At 46.4% G+C, this 18,832-nt stretch carries 14 protein-coding genes; 11 read left to right on the top strand and 3 right to left on the bottom strand.

What is annotated here, in order from left to right:
* Positions 1-11: 11 nt before the first annotated feature.
* Positions 12-1,247, bottom strand: a complete 1,236-nt coding sequence (locus ACYSNS_RS07890; protein WP_461722602.1) for an N-acetylmuramoyl-L-alanine amidase — start codon at positions 1,245-1,247, stop codon at positions 12-14.
* A 615-nt stretch (positions 1,248-1,862) separates the two neighbouring features.
* Between ACYSNS_RS07890 and ACYSNS_RS07885 the strand changes: the two genes are divergently transcribed.
* The 10 genes from ACYSNS_RS07885 to queF all read left to right on the top strand — a co-directional run bounded on the left by ACYSNS_RS07885 (position 1,863) and on the right by queF (position 13,276).
* The gene (locus ACYSNS_RS07885; protein ID WP_461722601.1) at positions 1,863-4,592 is read left to right on the top strand and encodes an Rne/Rng family ribonuclease; all 2,730 of its coding nucleotides are present in this window, start codon (positions 1,863-1,865) and stop codon (positions 4,590-4,592) included.
* 160 nt (positions 4,593-4,752) lie between these two features.
* Positions 4,753-5,529: a phosphoadenylyl-sulfate reductase gene (locus ACYSNS_RS07880; protein WP_461722600.1), complete on the top strand. Its 777-nt coding sequence runs from the start codon at positions 4,753-4,755 to the stop codon at positions 5,527-5,529.
* On the top strand, positions 5,526-6,428 hold the full coding sequence (gene cysD / locus ACYSNS_RS07875) for a sulfate adenylyltransferase subunit CysD (RefSeq protein WP_461722599.1): 903 nt from the start codon (positions 5,526-5,528) through the stop codon (positions 6,426-6,428). The genes ACYSNS_RS07880 and cysD overlap by 4 nt, the downstream gene beginning before the upstream one ends.
* The gene (gene cysN / locus ACYSNS_RS07870) at positions 6,428-8,035 is read left to right on the top strand and encodes a sulfate adenylyltransferase subunit CysN (protein WP_461722598.1); all 1,608 of its coding nucleotides are present in this window, start codon (positions 6,428-6,430) and stop codon (positions 8,033-8,035) included. Before cysD ends, cysN begins: the two co-directional genes overlap by 1 nt.
* Positions 8,036-8,170: 135 nt before the next feature.
* Complete coding sequence (gene lexA, locus ACYSNS_RS07865) at positions 8,171-8,890, top strand: transcriptional repressor LexA (RefSeq protein WP_461722597.1); 720 nt, start codon at positions 8,171-8,173, stop codon at positions 8,888-8,890.
* A gap of 260 nt (positions 8,891-9,150) precedes the next feature.
* Entirely contained in the window at positions 9,151-10,464 is a 1,314-nt protein-coding gene (rimO, locus tag ACYSNS_RS07860; protein ID WP_461722596.1) for a 30S ribosomal protein S12 methylthiotransferase RimO, read from the top strand.
* 108 nt (positions 10,465-10,572) lie between these two features.
* Entirely contained in the window at positions 10,573-11,322 is a 750-nt protein-coding gene (locus ACYSNS_RS07855; RefSeq protein ID WP_461722595.1) for an arginyltransferase, read from the top strand.
* A 33-nt stretch (positions 11,323-11,355) separates the two neighbouring features.
* Entirely contained in the window at positions 11,356-11,979 is a 624-nt protein-coding gene (locus ACYSNS_RS07850; protein WP_461722594.1) for a YrbL family protein, read from the top strand.
* A gap of 80 nt (positions 11,980-12,059) precedes the next feature.
* Positions 12,060-12,764, top strand: a complete 705-nt coding sequence (queC, locus tag ACYSNS_RS07845) for a 7-cyano-7-deazaguanine synthase QueC (RefSeq protein ID WP_461722593.1) — start codon at positions 12,060-12,062, stop codon at positions 12,762-12,764.
* 41 nt (positions 12,765-12,805) lie between these two features.
* Positions 12,806-13,276 carry a preQ(1) synthase gene (gene queF, locus ACYSNS_RS07840; protein ID WP_461722592.1) on the top strand — a complete coding sequence of 157 codons (471 nt, stop codon included), beginning with the start codon at positions 12,806-12,808 and terminating at the stop codon, positions 13,274-13,276.
* 9 nt (positions 13,277-13,285) lie between these two features.
* Here queF and parC read toward each other — a convergent pair whose 3' ends face one another.
* On the bottom strand, positions 13,286-15,535 hold the full coding sequence (gene parC / locus ACYSNS_RS07835; RefSeq protein ID WP_461722591.1) for a DNA topoisomerase IV subunit A: 2,250 nt from the start codon (positions 15,533-15,535) through the stop codon (positions 13,286-13,288).
* Positions 15,536-15,674: 139 nt separating this feature from the next.
* Here parC and ACYSNS_RS07830 point away from each other — a divergent pair, with 139 nt between their 5' ends.
* A complete protein-coding gene (locus tag ACYSNS_RS07830; RefSeq protein WP_461722590.1) occupies positions 15,675-16,880 on the top strand; it encodes a hypothetical protein in 1,206 nt (401 codons plus the stop codon).
* A 102-nt stretch (positions 16,881-16,982) separates the two neighbouring features.
* On the opposite strand, the gene aspS is transcribed toward ACYSNS_RS07830, so the two are convergent.
* Complete coding sequence (aspS, locus tag ACYSNS_RS07825) at positions 16,983-18,770, bottom strand: aspartate--tRNA ligase (protein ID WP_461722589.1); 1,788 nt, start codon at positions 18,768-18,770, stop codon at positions 16,983-16,985.
* Positions 18,771-18,832 lie beyond the last annotated feature (62 nt).

Raw genomic sequence — 18,832 nt, 5'->3', positions numbered from 1 at the left:
AGGTTTTATTCTTATTGTGGATTGTTCGCCCGCCCACTTCGATATTCGGCAAACTGATAGACAGCATTTGCAATAGCCGTTGCCATCCTCGCCCGCCATATTGGATCTGAAATCAACCTTTCATCCTCTCTGTTCGAAAGGTACCCGATCTCTATCAGAACAGAGGGGACATCCGGTGCCTTCAATACCTGGAACCCTGCATAGCGATGTGGATTTTTAATCAAATTTATGTTGCTGCGGGAAAGCCCCATAACGACTCGATCCGCAAAATTTACAGAAAAGGCATGCGTCTCTCGCCGTGTCAAATCAATCAGAATATCTGTGACCTCGGGCGTTTCATCCGCCGGCAGACCATCGAGAAGATCGGCTTTATTTTCCCGTTCCGCTAGGGCGCGTGCGACATCATCCGACGCTTTGTCTGAGATCGTATAAACTGTTGCACCGCGCAGAGAACTGGTATTAATCGTATCCGCATGAATTGAAATGAATAGATCAGCACCAAAGCCGCGGGCTTTTTGGACACGCTCATTCAAACGTAAGAAAACATCCGTGTCGCGAGTAAGAAAAACGTCTAAAGCCGTCTTTTTCTCTAATTGGTCGCGAAGCGCTTTTGCAAAAGCCAGCGTGACATCCTTTTCTAATATCCCGCTAATTCCTTGTGCCCCGCTGTCGATACCGCCGTGCCCTGCATCAATGACAACACGGAATGGTCGTAAAGCAATGTTTGCCACAGGTGTATTGGATGACGAATTTAACTCGCGCTGTTTTTTCAGCGCATTATCAAAATTCAGTCGGCTATCTTTTGTCAGGTCAACAACAAGCTGCCAGAGTCCACCATCCAGTTGCTGAACAGTATCTTTTTCGATGTTGAAGGGCGTAACGGTCGTTAAGATAATACGAGCAGCACCCGGCCCGGAAACACCATAACGGATATCTTTAACCATCCCCATTTTTGCAGGTGGCTGCTTTTGCGCGGAGAAATCCACCTCTGGCAGATTAATGACCAACCGTGCGGGGGAATCAAGCAGCAACAATTTATAATCCGGACGCGTGTTAAATACGGCGATCAAACGCAATCGCGAGTCATCCCCTGCCACACGTAGGTTCACAAGTCCAAGAACAGATGCTTGTTGCGCGTTTACTTGTCCGATGAAACAAGTGGTCAACAGTAAAAACAAGAGAGCCAAAAAACGTTTAAAATGGTTCCATCGTGATCCTGAACACCATTGTATCGCTTTCTCTCTCATTACTCCTACTTTTCCCTTCCGTCGCGTATTGTTCAACTCATTCTAGAGAATCGATGTTCTTATGGGCTGTATTTGGCAATTTCAAGGAGTTTGGCATGAAGACAATATCTCTTGGCAATTGCCAGTCCGATAAAACAATAAGATGCTGATTAATAGCCGCACTTTATGATTGTCACTTGTCATCATCACGATATCGACATAAAAGCATGATTGGCTTTTTATGCTTTGGGAAACAATGTGCGATAGATTATTCAATCAAGCGCGTGAATGCTTTCCAGCGCAAAAGCCCGCAGACTCTTGGTCTTTGATACAGCTGAGGCACCATGACCACAGCGTATCTTGATAACAGGTTTGTGTGATTTAAGTTTCGCTGGTTCGGGTAGCCGAACTATTTTAAAATTGTTTTGCCGGAGACTCGCAAGAGTATGAGTCATACAAAACAGATGGTGAAGATAATTACGAGAGCGGCACATGCTAGCAGGCATTTGCGCTCAGCCACCCATCTTGATGACCTGACAAAACACCTTTTCATTGGCAGACTGCGCTTCTTTCAACTTGGCATCCCCGGTGTCATATTGACGGGGTTTGCGCATGTCGCCTTCAGGATTTCATATAATGTCAAACAAAATGCTTATCGATGCCTCCCACCCGGAGGAAACACGGGTTGTTGTTGTTCGCGGCAATCGCATTGAAGAATTCGATTTCGAATCGGAACATAAAAAACAGTTAAAAGGTAATATTTATCTAGCGCGTGTTACGCGTGTCGAACCTTCGCTACAGGCTGCATTTGTCGAATATGGAGGCAACCGTCATGGTTTTTTAGCTTTTTCGGAAATACATCCAGATTATTACCAGATCCCCGTAGCCGATCGTCTTGCCCTTTTAGAAGAAGAGGAAAAGGCTGCTATTGACGAAAATGATGCCGACGATCTCGCGGCTGAAAAAAGTCAGAAGAAAAAGCGCTCTAAGAAATCTAAAAAGGATAAGAGCGACGAAACTATCGCCGCTGCCAATGAAACAGAGGTTGTGTCCGAAGCTTTAGAAAACGACGAGCATGACGATAATGATCATCATGACGACAATGGTGAAGATAGCGTCGAAATGGTTGGTGCAGAGGATGCGCTGGAAGAAGTACCGACACATCAACGCACACAGCGTCGCCAGTATAAAATTCAGGAAGTCATCAAGCGTCGTCAGATTCTTCTCGTTCAAGTCGTTAAAGAAGAGCGCGGCAACAAGGGCGCGGCCTTGACAACCTACTTATCGCTCGCAGGACGATATTCGGTTTTGATGCCTAATACCGCGCGCGGCGGTGGAATTTCGAGAAAAATTACCAACATACAAGATCGCAAGCGTCTTAAGGATATTGTCAAGGATCTCGATGTCCCAAAAGGTATGGGCGTTATTCTACGCACGGCTGGTGCCAACCGTACAAAAGCTGAAGTGAAACGCGACTATGAATATCTAATGCGGCTATGGGAAAATGTTCGTAATCTCACTCTTGAATCCGTCGCACCGTCTTTGGTCTATGAAGAGGGCAGTCTGATTAAACGGTCCATTCGTGACCTCTATAATAAGGATATCGGAGAGATATTGGTCGCGGGTGATCAGGGCTATCGTGAAGCAAAAGACTTCATGCGCATGCTAATGCCAAGCCACGCCAAAGTTGTGCAGCCTTATCGCGATCCATTTCCCATTTTTGCGCGTAATGGAATAGAAACCCAGCTGGACAGAATGTTGCAACCTCAGGTGACATTGAAGTCCGGCGGCTATTTGGTTATCAACCAAACAGAGGCCCTTGTCGCCATTGATGTGAATTCCGGCCGTTCGACCAAAGAGCATTCGATCGAAGAAACGGCCTATCAAACAAATCTTGAGGCTGCTGAAGAAGTAGCGCGCCAGCTACGCTTGCGCGATTTGGCTGGTCTTGTTGTTATCGATTTTATCGATATGGAAGAAAAGCGGAACATTCGCGTTGTCGAGAAAAAGCTTAAAGATTGTCTTAAAGATGATCGGGCACGCATACAGGTAGGCCGTATTTCGCATTTCGGACTGATGGAGATGAGCCGTCAGCGTATTCGTGCGTCTGTCTTGGAAAGCACGATGCAGCCCTGCCCGCATTGTGGCGGCACCGGCCATATTCGTTCAGATTCTTCGGTTGCGCTGCACGTTATCCGCTCCATTGAAGAGTATCTTCTACGTAATCCGCAATTCAATATAATTGTTCGGACACCGGTTGCCACAGCTCTCTATGTTCTAAATCATAAACGTCAAGTTTTGGGCGATTTGGAACTGCGTTTTGGTCTCACTATCAGTATCGAAGCTGATGATGCCGTTGGTGCACAACATCTAGCGATCTACAAAGGCACACCTGCTGAAGGGACGCCTATGGCACCGCCTCCACTTCCTCCCGTAGAAGAGGAACCGGAAGAAGAAACAATCGAAACGGTAGTCGATGAGATTGAAGAAGAAAGCCCAGCTGATAATAGCCAGCGCCGTCGCAGACGCCGTCGTGGAAAGCGCAGTGATCGGGACGACGATCAAAATCAGCGTGTAAACGCAACTGACGACGATCAGGGTGACGAAGATAGCCGACGCCGCAGAAGGCGTGGACGTCGGGGCGGCAGACGCAATCGCGATAGCGATTTCGATCGTCGTCGCATTCCTTACGCTGAACCTGTTGGTGAGTTTGCCGAACAAGCACTTGCAGAAATCAAGGCCGCACGTCGTCAACGCCGCGTTCCTGCTGCGGAGCCGGTTGGTTTTACTGGCAATGAAAATCCGAATAATGCCGTTAATCCTGTTGTTGCGGAACAGACAAGACAAGAAGAGACACAAACGGAATCGGTAAAACCCCAAGCACGTAGACAACGGAAAAAACGTGGAGAAAATAGTAAGGTTTCGTCCGCTGAAATTGATAGCAACGAAAAGAGTGATGACGTTGTTGCCGAATCAGTCGTTGAAAATGCCGAAACGGTAAAGCCAGTTCGCAAACGTGGACGAAAGCCTAAAGCGGAAAAACTGCCCGAAGCTGAAAGCATGAACGCAATCGCTTCTTCATCTATTACCGAAACTGAAAAGCCTGAAGCATCAGTGACAGCAGAAGAAAAGAAACCTGTCAAACGTACGCGTAAAAAAGCGGTGAAGGCGGAAGCGGTAGAAATAGCTGAAGAAGTTCAGATATCAAGCCCAAAAGAAGAGGTTATTGAGCCAAAACCCAGCCGTTCACGTCGTAAGGTGGTTACGAATACCGAACCTTCTGAGCCGGTTTTAACGTCCTCTGAAACCATAGAAGAGGAAAAGCCTAAGCGGGCTGGTTGGTGGCAACGAAAAGGCTTTTTCTAAGTTACTCGCAAACAACATTAAAATTTAAATTACAATTTACTGCCGTCGTGTAAAAAAAACATTTCCACGGCGGCATTTGTTTGGAACATACAATGCCGAATTTAGCGGCATTCCACGCTATCTTGATGGCCTGATCTCATAAATAGATAAGGCGAAAGAAATGGCGCTCACTTTGCGTGAAATTGAAACACAGTTAGCATCTGGTTTTGAAGCGCTTTCCCTTGACGAGCGCATGCTGAAGATTGAAAGCTTGGCAGGCTCTCAGGCCGTACTGACGACAAGCTTCGGCATTGAGGACCAACTCTTGACGCACCTCATTTCAAATCTTGGCCTCAATATTTGCCTTGTAACGCTGGATACTGGCAGATTATTCCCTGAGACTTATACACTTTGGCAGAAAACCGAAGAAAAATATGGCTGTCGCATTGCTGTTAAGTTTCCCGATCAAAATGACATAGAAGCACTCGTCGCTGATCAGGGGATCAACGGATTTTATTATGCATCCGAAATGCGCAAGAACTGCTGCAACATAAGAAAAGTTAAGCCGTTAAAACATGTTTTATCGGGTGCAAAGGTTTGGGTAACCGGATTACGCCGCGATCAGTCTGAGATAAGGAACGCATCGGATTTTGTCTCCTTCGATGCAGAGCACAATCTTATAAAAATCAATCCGCTCTTTGATTGGAAAAGGGATGATATCAAGCGATATACAGATGCACATACCATTCCCGTCAATACACTTCATCAAAAAGGCTTTTTATCCATAGGTTGTGCGCCCTGCACACGTGCGGTTGAAACTGGAGAGCTTGAGCGTGCGGGTCGCTGGTGGTGGGAGAGTGAAAGCCAGAAGGAATGTGGTTTGCATGTGAAACATGGACCAAACAGTGTCATCGATCACACGAAGACACTTCCTCGTAATTCTGGAGCGCAACGATGACGTCGAAGCCGCACCTTCTGAGGCTTGAAGCGGAATCGATTTTCATTTTACGTGAAGTTGTCGCGACGGCAGAAAATCCGGTAATGCTCTACTCGATTGGCAAAGATTCAGCGGTTATGCTGCATCTCGCGATGAAGGCATTTGCTCCTGGAAAGCCCCCCTTCCCTCTACTTCATGTCGACACGGGTTGGAAATTCAAGGAAATGATAGCTTTTCGAGACAGGGAGATCGAAAGGCTTGGATTGAACCTTATCATACACAGAAACGAAGAAGGTATCGCACAGAATATCAATCCTTTTGATTCCGGTTCCCGTATGCATACTGACATTATGAAAACTGCGGCGCTGAAACAGGCACTTGATAAATACTGTTTCGATGCGGCCTTTGGCGGAGCGCGTCGTGACGAAGAAAAAAGTCGCGCTAAAGAGCGTTTTTTTTCGTTACGTTCCAAAGAGCATCGGTGGGATCCAAAGTTTCAGCGACCCGAGCCTTGGAATCTTTTCAATACGAGGAAAAACCCAGGAGAGAGCTTTCGCGTCTTCCCTCTATCAAACTGGACTGAAAGTGACATCTGGGAATATATCGAAAGTGAGAAAATTCCTGTTGTACCGCTTTATTTTGCAGCCATTCGGCCAATTGTTGAGCGTGAGGGAATGCTAATCATGCGTGATGATGAACGTATGATTCTCAGACCGGGCGAACAACTTCAATCATTGAGCGTACGCTTCCGAACGTTAGGTTGTTATCCTTTAACCGGTGCAGTGAAATCCTTCGCATCCGATCTCCCCTCAATTCGCGCGGAGATGCTGCTTTCCCGTATATCTGAAAGGCAAGGAAGGGCCATTGACAAGGATGGCGGAGCTTCGATGGAAGAGAAAAAACAAGAAGGTTATTTCTGATGAGCTTGGCAATGCAACCCGCAAGTCTATCCGCAGCGCCCGATGAAGACAATGGACCTATAGAACAGGAGAACACTCTGTTACGTTTCTTAACATGTGGGTCTGTCGATGATGGTAAGTCAACGCTAATAGGCCGTCTTCTTTATGACACTGGCTCCATCTATGACGACCAACAAGCGAGCCTCGAGAGCGATTCAAAGAAATTTGGTACAACGGGGGACGATATTGATTTTGCATTGTTGGTAGACGGTCTGGCTGCAGAGCGCGAGCAAGGTATCACAATAGATGTCGCTTATCGTTATTTTTCATCGACAAAGCGTTCCTATATCATTGCAGATACGCCGGGACATGAACAATATACACGCAATATGGCCACGGGTGCCTCTCAAGCCGATCTTGCAATCATTCTAATCGATGCACGTAAGGGCGTCCTTCCGCAAACGCGCCGCCACGCCTTCATCACATCATTGGTGGGGATACGCTCCGTGATTGTTGCCGTTAACAAAATGGACCTCGTGAGCTACGACGAAATTCGGTTCAAAAGCATCGTTGACGAATTTTCAACGCTCCTACCCGCCCTATCTTTTGAGCAGATCGTATTCATCCCGTTAAGTGCGAAACTGGGAGACAATTTAGCAAATAAATCAGAAAATTTAAGCTGGTATGACGGATTAACACTGCTCGACTATCTTGATACCGTTTCGATAAAAAATAATGATACGACCAACAAGCCATTTCGTTTGCCAGTCCAGTGGGTCAATCGACCCAATCTGGACTTCCGCGGCTTCAGCGGAACTATTGGAACCGGAAAGGTTAAAAGCGGACACGAAGTTATCTCCCTACCGAGTGGAGCGCGGTCAGTCATTAAAGATATATTCGGAAGCGATGGCAAAGTCACAGAAGCTGCCAGCGGCGATGCCGTAACTGTCACCTTAACAAGCGAGATAGATGTATCGCGTGGAGATGTTTTGGTATCTGCAACAGATACCATAAATGCCTCTCGGAGCTTTTGCACCGACATTTTATGGATGCGACCTATACAGCTTTCACTAAAAGACCGCTTTTTATTGCGTATAGGCACAGCTACAACGCCAATGAAAATAATTTCACTCGATTATAAAACTGATATCCATAGCTATCAAAAGATTTTTGACAGTACACTGACGATGAATGAAATCGGCAGGCTAACGATCAATACAGAAAAGCCTATAGTCGCATCAAATTATCAAGATGACAAAACCCTGGGCGCTTTCATACTGATTGATCCCTATACAAACGAAACCGTCGCGTTAGGAACAGTAGCTTCTGTAAACGACTTACCAGAAGCTAATGACAAGAAACTAAAAAATTCTGATAAGGCTATCGTCAAAGAAGCGATAGAGCTCTGGATTCATCCCTTGAGCAATCAAAACGTTACTTCAATACTGTTTGGTCGGCTTTTGGCAGCGATACTCTTCGGCCTTATCATTTACCATCTCACAACATCTTTTATTGGGACATTATTCGTCATCGCGCTTGATTTCGTGTTGCGCCCATTTGTCTACCAAATAGCGAACAGACCGGACAAAACGCGCGTGCAAGGACTGCAAGACGGAGCCGGCATCTAGGCCTGACGTTACCCTGTTGATAGTTACACGATAAACACACTTCTTCTCGTCTGAAAACACTTGTAGAACAATTAATGAACATATAGAGTATGTTCTGGTTTTGTTTCTATTTTGATTCGTTGATTGGAAGGCTGTATGCTTACGCGCAAACAATATGAACTTTTATTGTTCATCCACGACCGCCTTAAAGAAAGCGGCATCCCACCTTCATTTGACGAAATGAAAGAAGCTTTGGATCTATCTTCCAAATCCGGCATTCATCGATTGATAACTGCATTGGAAGAACGCGGTTTTATCCGTCGGCTTCCCAATCGTGCGCGTGCATTGGAAGTTGTCCGGCTTCCCGATACCATTGCTCCTGGCCTCACAACAACGCGTAAATTTTCGCCGAGTGTGATAGAAGGAACAAAAGGACAGACATTGAAAAATGTCATGCCGCAAACACCTTCTTCAGCAAATGATATGGCTGTTGCGAATGTCAATGTTCCTGTTATGGGGCGTATTGCAGCTGGTGTTCCGATCTCTGCAATTCAGCAACAGACCAATATGTTATCGCTTCCGCCGGATATGATTGGTGTTGGAGAACATTATGCGCTTGAAGTGAAAGGTGATTCTATGATTGAAGCCGGTATTTTTGACGGCGATACCGTGATCATCAAACGTGGAGATACCGCCAATCCGGGCGAGATCGTCGTAGCGCTTGTTGACGATGAAGAAGCAACATTGAAGCGCTATCGTCGTAAAGGAGCTTCGGTTGCCTTGGAAGCTGCAAATCCTGCATATGAAACGCGTATTTTCGGGCCAGATCGCATCAGGTTGCAGGGCCGGCTTGTCGGCCTTATCCGACGTTATTAAAAGGCTTTTGGAAACCGTTTATCGCAATTTAAAAGCTTTCACGTTGTTAGACGCGAAAGTTTAGGAGAGCGGTTTTCGGTAGCAAACTTAACAACTTCATGTTATTCGCGCTTTTGTTAAAAAGTCGAAAAACGAGCAATATACCGCATGTCATAAAATATCTGGTCTACTACCAAGGTTTGACTTAAGGTTTTTCGGCCAATTTATAATCTCGGCAATGGATACAAGGTTGTCCATCCATATTGTTTTTGGGAATAAGTATGTCTGCGCCACGTATTAGCTTTGTATCGCTTGGTTGTCCTAAAGCGCTTGTGGATTCTGAGCGTATAATAACAAGCTTGCGTGCTGAAGGGTATGAAATTGCTCGCAAGCATGAGGGAGCAGATCTTGTAATCGTAAATACTTGCGGCTTTCTGGATTCTGCCCGTGATGAGTCTCTTGCTAATATTGGCGATGCTATTAAGGAAAACGGTAAGGTCATTGTTACGGGATGCTTGGGTGCTGAGCCCGATGTCATACGCAAAGCGCATCCTAACGTTCTCGCTATTACGGGACCTCAAGCCTATGAAAGTGTTATGGAGGCTGTTCACGAGGCAGCGCCTCCGGCACATGACCCGTTTGTAGATCTCGTTCCCCCGCAAGGTATTCGCCTGACGCCTCGCCATTATGCCTACCTGAAGATTTCAGAAGGATGTTCTAATAGGTGTAGTTTTTGCATTATACCGGCTCTGCGTGGCGATTTAGTCTCGCGCCCTGCAGCCGATGTTTTGCGTGAAGCTGAAAAGCTCGTCAATGCTGGTGTTAAAGAGCTTCTGGTTATTTCTCAAGATACCAGTGCTTATGGCGTTGATCTGAAATATAGTGAAAGCCCGTGGAAAGATCGACAAGTTCGGGCAAAGTTCCTTGATCTATCGAAAGAGCTCGGTGACATGGGGATTTGGGTGCGAATGCATTACGTTTACCCCTACCCCCACGTGGATGATGTTATTGAGTTGATGGCGGAAGGAAAAATTCTACCCTATTTGGATATTCCCTTTCAACATGCTTCGTCAAACGTATTGAAACATATGAAGCGTCCAGCCCATTTGGAAAAAACAAGTCGGCGCATCGAAAAATGGCGCGAAATTTGTCCTGATTTAGCGTTACGATCAACCTTCATTGTCGGCTTTCCTGGGGAGACTGAAGAAGACTTTCAGATACTTCTGGACTGGTTGGCTGAAGCGAAAATCGAGCGTGCAGGTTGCTTCAAATATGAGCCAGTTCATGGCGCTGCCGCAAATGATCTAGGTCTTGATATGGTACCAGACGAAATCAAAGATAACCGTTGGCATCGTTTCATGGCGCAGCAGCAAAATATATCGGCTGGCCTCTTGAAAAAAAAGGTCGGCAAGCGATTGCAGGTTCTCATTGACGAAGCATCCGGTACATCTGGAAAAGGTCGAACCAAATATGACGCGCCTGAAATTGATGGCGTCGTTCACATCACATCGCGGCGTCCTTTGCGGGTAGGAGAGTTTGTTACTGTTCGCGTCGAAAATTCAGATGCTTATGATCTCTACGGCACAGCGGTTTAAATTTAATCAGGTTTACGCCTGATAAACCGGTGACTTTGTTTGCTCTACCCTTGACGTTTGCGGCGAATGTCGCAAATCTTAGCTATTAACATCGCGGATTTAGGGAATATGACAGAGCATGACAAAAATGTGCCACAGTTTTTTCTAACTGCGCCCCAGCCTTGTCCATATTTACCAGATCGTTTTGAACGCAAGGTTTTCACCTATCTGAGTGATCCTGTTGCTGGTGACATGAATTCTGTCTTAACGCAGGGGGGATTCCGGAGGTCACAAAATATCGCCTATAGACCCGTATGCGATGGCTGTCAGGCGTGTGTGTCCATACGCATTGTAGTCGATGCCTTCCAACCGGATCGTACAATGAGGCGCGTTACAAAAAAGAATGCCCATATTTTTGGTGCGATTTGCGCTCCAAAAATAACGTCGGAGCAATATGCACTTTTCAGCGATTATCTTAATGCCCGTCATCCTGATGGCGGGATGAGCGAGATGTCAGTTTTGGATTATCAGATGATGGTTGAGGATACGCGGGCCGATACGCAGCTCATAGAATATCGCGGGTCCGGGATTGACACAGGCATTACAGGAAAAGGCGAAGGCCCTTTATTGGCGGTCGCATTGACAGATATCATTAATGATGGATTGTCGATGGTTTATTCGTTTTTTTCTCCTGAATTACGAAGTTCGTCTTTAGGTATGTTCGTCATCCTAGACCACATAAAACGGGCAAAGTCACTTGGTTTGCCTTATGTGTATCTTGGTTACTGGGTCGCAGGGTCAGAAAAAATGGGTTATAAGGAACGCTACCGTCCCCAGGAACATCTGACATCTAAAGGGTGGCAAATCTCCGGCAAATAAGCTAGTTATCCGCGATAATCGGATTTAATAGATATGAAACCTTATTTCGTTGCACTTTCGGGGTTGGAGCCTCGTTTCAAAGGAAACGCCAGGCTCGTTTTTGTACATCCCGACGATCCAGACCTGTTAATCAAAGTTCCACGACCCGAATGGATTGCGAAGACACATAAAGTCCCTGCATGGAAGAAAAGATTTAAACCGCTAGGTGCAAATTCTGTCAATATGCATGAGTTTCGTGAAATTATCCGTATCAACCCTAAACCTGAAAGCCAGCAACCTCACATGTTTTCCGTTGTAGGTATGCAGCAAACAGATCTTGGATGGGGGCTTACGGTAAAAGCAGAGAAAGACGCAAATAATGCTTTTGCCCCGCCGGTTGCTATATTTGCCAACAATCCATCTCCGATCAGATCCGCATTGGAGCAATTTGAGATCTGGATTCGTGAAACACCCGCTATCCTTTACGATTTAAATCCTTGGAACCTGGTTTTAGCCAATCGTAATGGTGAACAGCAGATCGTTATTATTGATGGAATCTCGGAGAAGTCTGCTCTTCAAACACGCACTTATTTCCCTTCCATCAATGCGAAGAAGAATCTCGAAGTTTATCAACGCTTCCAACGTCACATGGAGCGACTGCGTGAGAAAGAAGAATAAACGTCTTTACTCCTTCCCGGTGATTTGATACCCGAAAAGCTATCCGGTCGCAGCCTACCCGGTCAAAACAAGGACTTGATATGAAAGCTTTTCTTATATGTTCTGGTGGATTGGATTCCATCACATTGGCCTACCATCTTTTTCATCGCCAAGCCCTACAAGGGATAATTTCATTCGATTATAACCAACGACACAGAAAAGAAATTGCCTTTGCAAAGCAATGCGCTGAAAAACTTGATGTGCCGTTCCATTTGATTGATATTTCCTCAATAGGCACAAACCTATCCGGCTCGTCTTTAACGAGTGATGTTGACGTGCCAGACGGTCACTACGCTGAAGAGACAATGAAATTGACTGTTGTCCCTAACCGTAATGCAATATTCTTATCAATCGCTTTTGGCATTGCCGCTGCCAACAATGCTGATACAGTTGCTACCGCTGTACATGGTGGAGATCATTTCATCTATGCAGATTGCCGCCCAGATTTTATAGCTGCGTTTGATGCAATGGAGCAGCTGTCTTTGGACGGTCAATGCCAGCTTTATGCGCCTTACGTCAATGTAAGCAAAGCAGCTATCGTAGCGGATGGTGTGATCAATAGAGTCCCATTTGCAGAGACATGGTCATGTTACAAAGGCGGTGACCATCATTGCGGACGTTGCGGGACATGTGTAGAAAGACGTGAGGCATTTCATCTTGCAGGCGTTACAGATCCTACTATCTATGATGACGATTCATTCTGGATCAGCGCAGTCCGTGACAATAAAAAGCCAGATTTGGTTTAGATAGCGACGAATTCTGTAAATAGCATCAAGAGGAAATACACATGTCACCGAACCAATCTATCTATGCCAACCTTACCCAATTAGGAAAAGCCGCGGATTTACCTCCCTCACCTGAAGAAGCTGTTTTAGAAAAAGTCGCCAATCCGCAGAGTGACATAAACTATTGTGTGCGGTTTACCGCTCCGGAATTCACTTCGTTATGCCCGATTACCAGCCAACCTGATTACGCCTATCTCATGATCGACTACATTCCTGATCAATGGCTTGTGGAAAGCAAGGCGCTTAAGCTTTATCTCGGATCATTTCGTAATCATGGTGCTTTTCATGAAGATTGTACCGTCAGCATCGCACGCCGTTTGGTAGAACTTTTAACACCGCGCTGGCTGCGCATTGGTGGTTATTGGTACCCCCGCGGCGGCATCCCAATTGACGTTTTTTGGCAAACAGGAACAGCCCCTAGCAACGTTTGGATACCAGAGCAAAATGTGCCTAACTATCGCGGTCGCGGCTGACTAACGGATCTAACCGGAAAATTTACCCGAGCGTGGAAAACCTTTTGGCACCATACGCCCCGCGCCTGCGCGCGTACCGATCCATTCAATCAACTCACCGGCTTGGCGGGTAAAGCTGCGCTCCGCGGCATCCTGCCAAGTCAGTCCATCAGCCAAATTGAACGTACGGACATCACTTATTCCACCATCTTTGTAACGCTGAAGCCGCACACCCTTCCCGCGGTTCATTTCCGGTATTTGTTCAAGCGGGAAAACAAGTAGTTTACGATTTTCACCCACAACAGCAACATGATCGCCGCTCACCGGAACGCACAGTTTCGCTTCATCAGGCAGTTTGACGTTCATTATCTGCTTGCCCTTTCGGGTCGTTGCTACAATATCTGTTTCCGGAATGATAAAACCATTGCCCTGATGGGAAGCCAACAAGAGCTTCTGTTGGGGATTGTGAACAAAAGCGGTCAGAATGTCCTGATCATTTTCCATATCTACCAAGATACGAATAGGTTCACCATGCCCACGCCCACCAGGCAATGTATTCGCACCGATAGTGAAAAATTTGCCGCCCGTACTCATAACCACAATTTTATCTGTCGTAACTGCGGGGAATGCTATTTTCAACCTGTCACCTTCCTTGAAGGTGAAAGCTGAGTAATCATTTAGATGCCCTTTTAAGGCACGAAGCCAACCCTTTTCGGATATAACAATCGTTACCGGCTCTTTCTCGATCATAGCCTGCTGGATATCTTCCAGATCGTGCGAAGGCGCTTCCTCAAATGTTGTACGGCGTTTTCCAAGTGGTGTATCCGGCCCGTAAGTTTTTCGAACCTTAGCTATCTCTGTTGCGATAGCTTTCCACTGCTTAGTGTTTGAGGCTAAAAGTTCTTGTAACTCGGCTTCTTCTGCTTTCAAGCCATCAAATTCTTTGCGAATTTCAAATTCTTCAAGCTTACGCAACGAACGCAGACGCATATTCAAAATAGCTTCAGCCTGATTTTCCGTTAAATCGAAACGAGCGATCAAAGTCTTCTTCGGCTCATCTTCCTCGCGGATAATACGGATTACCTCGTCAAGATTGAGATAGGCGATGAGATACCCGCCTAAAATCTCCAAACGACGCGCTATTTCATCCAGCCGATGCTGCGAACGGCGTATAAGCACATCCTGACGATGCTGCAACCATTGCTGTAAGGTCTCACGGAGCGACAGGACATTAGGCACCTTACCCAATGTGAGAACATTCAAGTTTAGTGGGATCCTGACTTCAAAGTCAGTGAGCTTGAAGAGAGATTCCATAAGAAGCTCTGGATCGACTGTACGGTTTTTAGGCTCCAAAACAATACGAATATCTTCAGCCGATTCATCCCGTATATCATCCAACATCGGCAAACGGCGGGCGAGCAAAAGCTCGGCTGTTTTTTCGATCAAACGAGATTTCTGCACCTGATATGGTATTTCCGTCACAACGATGACATATGCGCCGCGGCTTCCCTCTTCCTTATGCCAACGTGCACGCAATCGGAATGCACCACGCCCTGTACGATAGGATTCATGTATACTGTTTTTCGGCTCGACGAGAATACCACCTGTCGGGAAGTCTGGGCCAAGAACAAACTTGGCGAGATCGTCGGTTGTCGCATCCGGATGCGCAATCAAATGTGTAGCGGCATCACAAAGTTCGGCAACGTTATGGGGCGGGATTGATGTCGCCATACCGACAGCAATTCCTGAAGAGCCATTTGCCAGAAGATTTGGGAAAGCACCAGGTAATACAACAGGTTCCTCATCTTCTTCATTGTAGGTCGGACGAAAATCAATTGCATTTTCGGTAATACCTTCAAGGAGAAGCGTTGCGACCTCTGTCATACGTGCTTCCGTATAGCGCATTGCGGCAGCGTTATCGCCATCGATATTGCCGAAATTTCCCTGCCCGTCGACCAAGGGATAGCGAACTGCGAAATCCTGTGCCAAACGCACTAAAGCATCATAAATTGACGCATCACCATGCGGGTGGAATTTGCCCATAACATCGCCAACGATACGCGCACATTTTGCATATGCCTGATCTGGGTTGAGCCGCAACAAACGCATGGCGTGAATAATGCGCCGATGAACAGGCTTAAGTCCATCGCGGACATCAGGCAAGGCACGATGCATGATTGTGGAAAGCGCATAGGCGAGATAACGTTCTTGCAAGGCAGAGCGCAACTCTACTGGCTCAATATGCTCTTTATCGGAAGATAGAATCACTTTGTCAGACATAAAGCAGAAATAGCAATTCAACGAATCGCCCGCAAGTGTTCCACCGCTATTGAGCGACGTATACTTGCAGTTATCAACGCTCGCTGTTACCAGTCAAAAGGAAATAGATCTTTATTCTGAAAAATGCAGGGATTCCGAAATGAATAAGCAATTTAAAACAGCTTTAAAATTGAGCGTATTCGCCTTTATGGCCGTAAACTCCATCCACAGTCAAGCATGGGCTGTGGAACCAGCAGCATTCATGGAGCGCGTTCAAAATAGCTTGAAAGCGAATTCATGGATTCTATCTTCCAGCAAGAGCGAAGCTGATGGGGATGACATCATCCTCCGCGAGGCGACGTTGAAACCCAATTTGCCACAAGCAAAATCCCCGGCAGAACCCATCAAAATCGGTGATCTTCGGTTCGAAAATGTGACAGAGGACAATGAAGGAAATTACAAGGCAGCAACACTGAAGATTCCGTCATTTGTGATGGACAAGGAAGATGCCAAGCTGCAAATTCAAAATATGGAATGGGATAATCTGAGTTTTATTTCCGACAAAAACACAAATCCCATGCTAAAATTCCTGCCTTACGAAAAATTACTGGTGGGCAGCATCTCTGTTTCAAAAAGCACGACACCGTTTCTAAGCATTGACGGTTTAAAAGTAATCTATACACCGAAAGATGGAACGCAGACTGTAGATATTACTTCAGGTATTGATGCGTTCGATTTTCAACCTGAACAAACCGGTGATCCAGCGACAGTTTCCAAATTTAAAAACCTTGGCTATGAACAGCTCAAAGGATCTTTTGATGGTCACATGCTATGGGACCTGAAATCTGGCAAAATAGATTCCGACAAGGCAGAACTCAAAGTCGATGATGCGGGAAACTTGAATATAACGCTCAATCTCGAAGGTGTTACCGCTGGCTTGCTTGAAGACATAGCGACGCTACGAAATAGTGCGTTGTCCGATAAAGCCGATCAAAATGTGGTCATGCTTGGCCTTATGGGGGTATCTCAACAAATTTCTTTGGGTGAATTGCAAATTCGCTATGAAGATAAGTCCCTGACCGGTCGAGCCCTCGACTTGGGCGCAAGTCAAAATGGCATATCACGCCCTGATTTCGTCGCCCAGATCAAAACCATGCTTCCATTGATGGGCACCCAGATTAATCATCCTGCGTTTGTCAAAAACACCAGCGAACAGCTGAGCACCTTTTTAGACAATCCACAATCACTGACGATTAGCGCAAAGCCAACCAAGCCGATTTCGTTTGCAATTTTGGGTGCAACGGCGGCAACGGCAAAAGAACAGCTGATTGATATGTTGGATATAAAAGTCGAGGCCAATAAATAGTTGGCAATGTCATAAATAAAAAAGCCCGATTCGATCGGGCTTTTTTTATACTTGAAAATGACATCATTGATGTATCAAACGGCTTTAGCGCTCAGACGGATCTTAGTCTTTTGCCGTTGGGGCCAGACGAATGGATAAATCACGCAATTGCGCGGGCGATACATTTGAAGGTGCACCCATAAGTAAATCAAAAGCTTGCTGATTCATTGGGAACAGTGAAATCTCGCGAAGATTTTTGACGCCAAGCAACAGCATGACGATACGATCAATACCGGCTGCCATACCACCATGTGGCGGCGCGCCATAATGGAAGGCACGGTAAAGTCCACCAAAACGTTCCTCGACCACATCACGCGATAAGCCTGCAATTTCAAAAGCTCTCACCATCGTTTCCGGTAAGTGGTTACGAATGCCACCAGATCCAACTTCAAATCCGTTACATACAACATCGTACTGATAAGCTTTGATGCTGAGCGGGTCTTGATTATCCAAAGCATCTTTCCCGCCCTGCGGCATGGAAAAAGGATTATGCGAGAATTCAACGCGCTTTTCGTCTTCATTCCATTCATAGAAAGGAAAATCCACAATCCAAGCGAGCGCAAAACGATCACGGTCAAGCAGATTGAGTTCCTCACCGGCTCTCGTACGGGCCGCACCGGCAAAAGTTGCGAATTTACGCGGATCACCCGCTGCAAAGAAACAAGCGTCACCATCCGTTAAGCCGAGCTGCAAGCGAATTGCTTCAACACGTTCTGCGCCGATGTTTTTCGCAATAGGCCCTGCACCTTCAAGGACGTCACCTTCCTTGCGCCAGAAAATATAACCCAAACCAGGCTGTCCCTCGCCTTGCGCCCATGAATTCATGCGGTCACAAAATGCACGGCTACCGCCGGTTTTTGCTGGGATGGCCCAAACCTCAGCTTTTTCATCATTCGCCAAAATGTTGGCAAAGACTTTGAACCCAGAATCCCTAAAATGCTCCGATACATCTTCCATGACAATTGGATTGCGCAAGTCAGGCTTATCCGAGCCATATTTACGCATAGCTTCGTCATACGGGATGCGCGGAAATTTCTGTGTGACCGGTTTGCCATCAGCAAATTCTTCAAAAATACCACGAATAACCGGTTCCATCGTTTCCAAGATTTCATCTTGCTCAACGAAGCTCATTTCGACGTCAAGCTGATAAAACTCACCCGGCAGACGATCGGCACGCGGATCTTCATCGCGGAAACATGGCGCAATTTGGAAATAGCGATCAAACCCTGACATCATCAGCAATTGCTTATATTGCTGAGGTGCTTGGGGAAGCGCGTAGAATTTGCCTGCATGAATACGACTTGGGACCAAGAAGTCGCGCGCGCCCTCAGGGGATGAAGCTGTCAGAATCGGTGTCGTGAACTCGGTGAACGTTGCCTCCTGCATGCGACGTCGGATAGACGCGACAATCTCGGTACGACGCATAATGTTTTTATGAAGTGTTTCGCGGCGAAGGTCCAAAAAACGATATTTGAGACGGATGTCTTCAGGATAATCAGGCTCACCAAAAACAGGCAGAGGTAATTCGTCCGATTTGGAAAGAACTTCCACTTCTTGCGCGAAGATTTCAACTTCACCCGTTGGTAAGTTGGTATTGATCGTTTCAGCCGAACGGGCACGCACTTCACCATCAATGCGTAGAACCCATTCCCCACGAACGATTTCAGCGGACTTGAAAGCTGGAGAATCAGGATCAGCGACAATCTGAGTGATGCCAAAATGATCGCGCAAATCGATAAACAGAATTCCTCCGTGGTCACGTACACGATGGACCCATCCTGAAAGACGGACATTTGTTCCTACATCGCTCTTACGGAGAGCGGCGCAGTTATGGCTGCGATAACGATGCATGGTCTTGCCTTTTTTGTTATTTCAAGCGCCTAAAAGCGCGATCAGACTGTGGGCAAAAGCGC

The organism is Bartonella sp. LJL80 (assembly GCF_054871565.1).
Note: the sequence above shows the minus strand (reverse complement) of the source record. Positions and strands in the feature narration are given on the sequence as shown.

Bases quoted from the DNA above. Each gene is read 5' to 3' on its own strand.
- aspS (WP_461722589.1), bottom strand. From the start codon at position 18,770: ATGCATCGTTATCGCAGCCATAACTGCGCCGCTCTCCGTAAGAGCGAT.
- queF (WP_461722592.1), top strand. From the start codon at position 12,806: ATGTCACCGAACCAATCTATCTATGCCAACCTTACCCAATTAGGAAAA.
- ACYSNS_RS07885 (WP_461722601.1), top strand. From the start codon at position 1,863: ATGTCAAACAAAATGCTTATCGATGCCTCCCACCCGGAGGAAACACGG.
- ACYSNS_RS07855 (WP_461722595.1), top strand. From the start codon at position 10,573: ATGACAGAGCATGACAAAAATGTGCCACAGTTTTTTCTAACTGCGCCC.
- ACYSNS_RS07890 (WP_461722602.1), bottom strand. From the start codon at position 1,247: ATGAGAGAGAAAGCGATACAATGGTGTTCAGGATCACGATGGAACCAT.
- ACYSNS_RS07850 (WP_461722594.1), top strand. From the start codon at position 11,356: ATGAAACCTTATTTCGTTGCACTTTCGGGGTTGGAGCCTCGTTTCAAA.
- rimO (WP_461722596.1), top strand. From the start codon at position 9,151: ATGTCTGCGCCACGTATTAGCTTTGTATCGCTTGGTTGTCCTAAAGCG.
- queC (WP_461722593.1), top strand. From the start codon at position 12,060: ATGAAAGCTTTTCTTATATGTTCTGGTGGATTGGATTCCATCACATTG.
- cysD (WP_461722599.1), top strand. From the start codon at position 5,526: ATGACGTCGAAGCCGCACCTTCTGAGGCTTGAAGCGGAATCGATTTTC.
- ACYSNS_RS07830 (WP_461722590.1), top strand. From the start codon at position 15,675: ATGAATAAGCAATTTAAAACAGCTTTAAAATTGAGCGTATTCGCCTTT.
- cysN (WP_461722598.1), top strand. From the start codon at position 6,428: ATGAGCTTGGCAATGCAACCCGCAAGTCTATCCGCAGCGCCCGATGAA.
- ACYSNS_RS07880 (WP_461722600.1), top strand. From the start codon at position 4,753: ATGGCGCTCACTTTGCGTGAAATTGAAACACAGTTAGCATCTGGTTTT.
- parC (WP_461722591.1), bottom strand. From the start codon at position 15,535: ATGTCTGACAAAGTGATTCTATCTTCCGATAAAGAGCATATTGAGCCA.
- lexA (WP_461722597.1), top strand. From the start codon at position 8,171: ATGCTTACGCGCAAACAATATGAACTTTTATTGTTCATCCACGACCGC.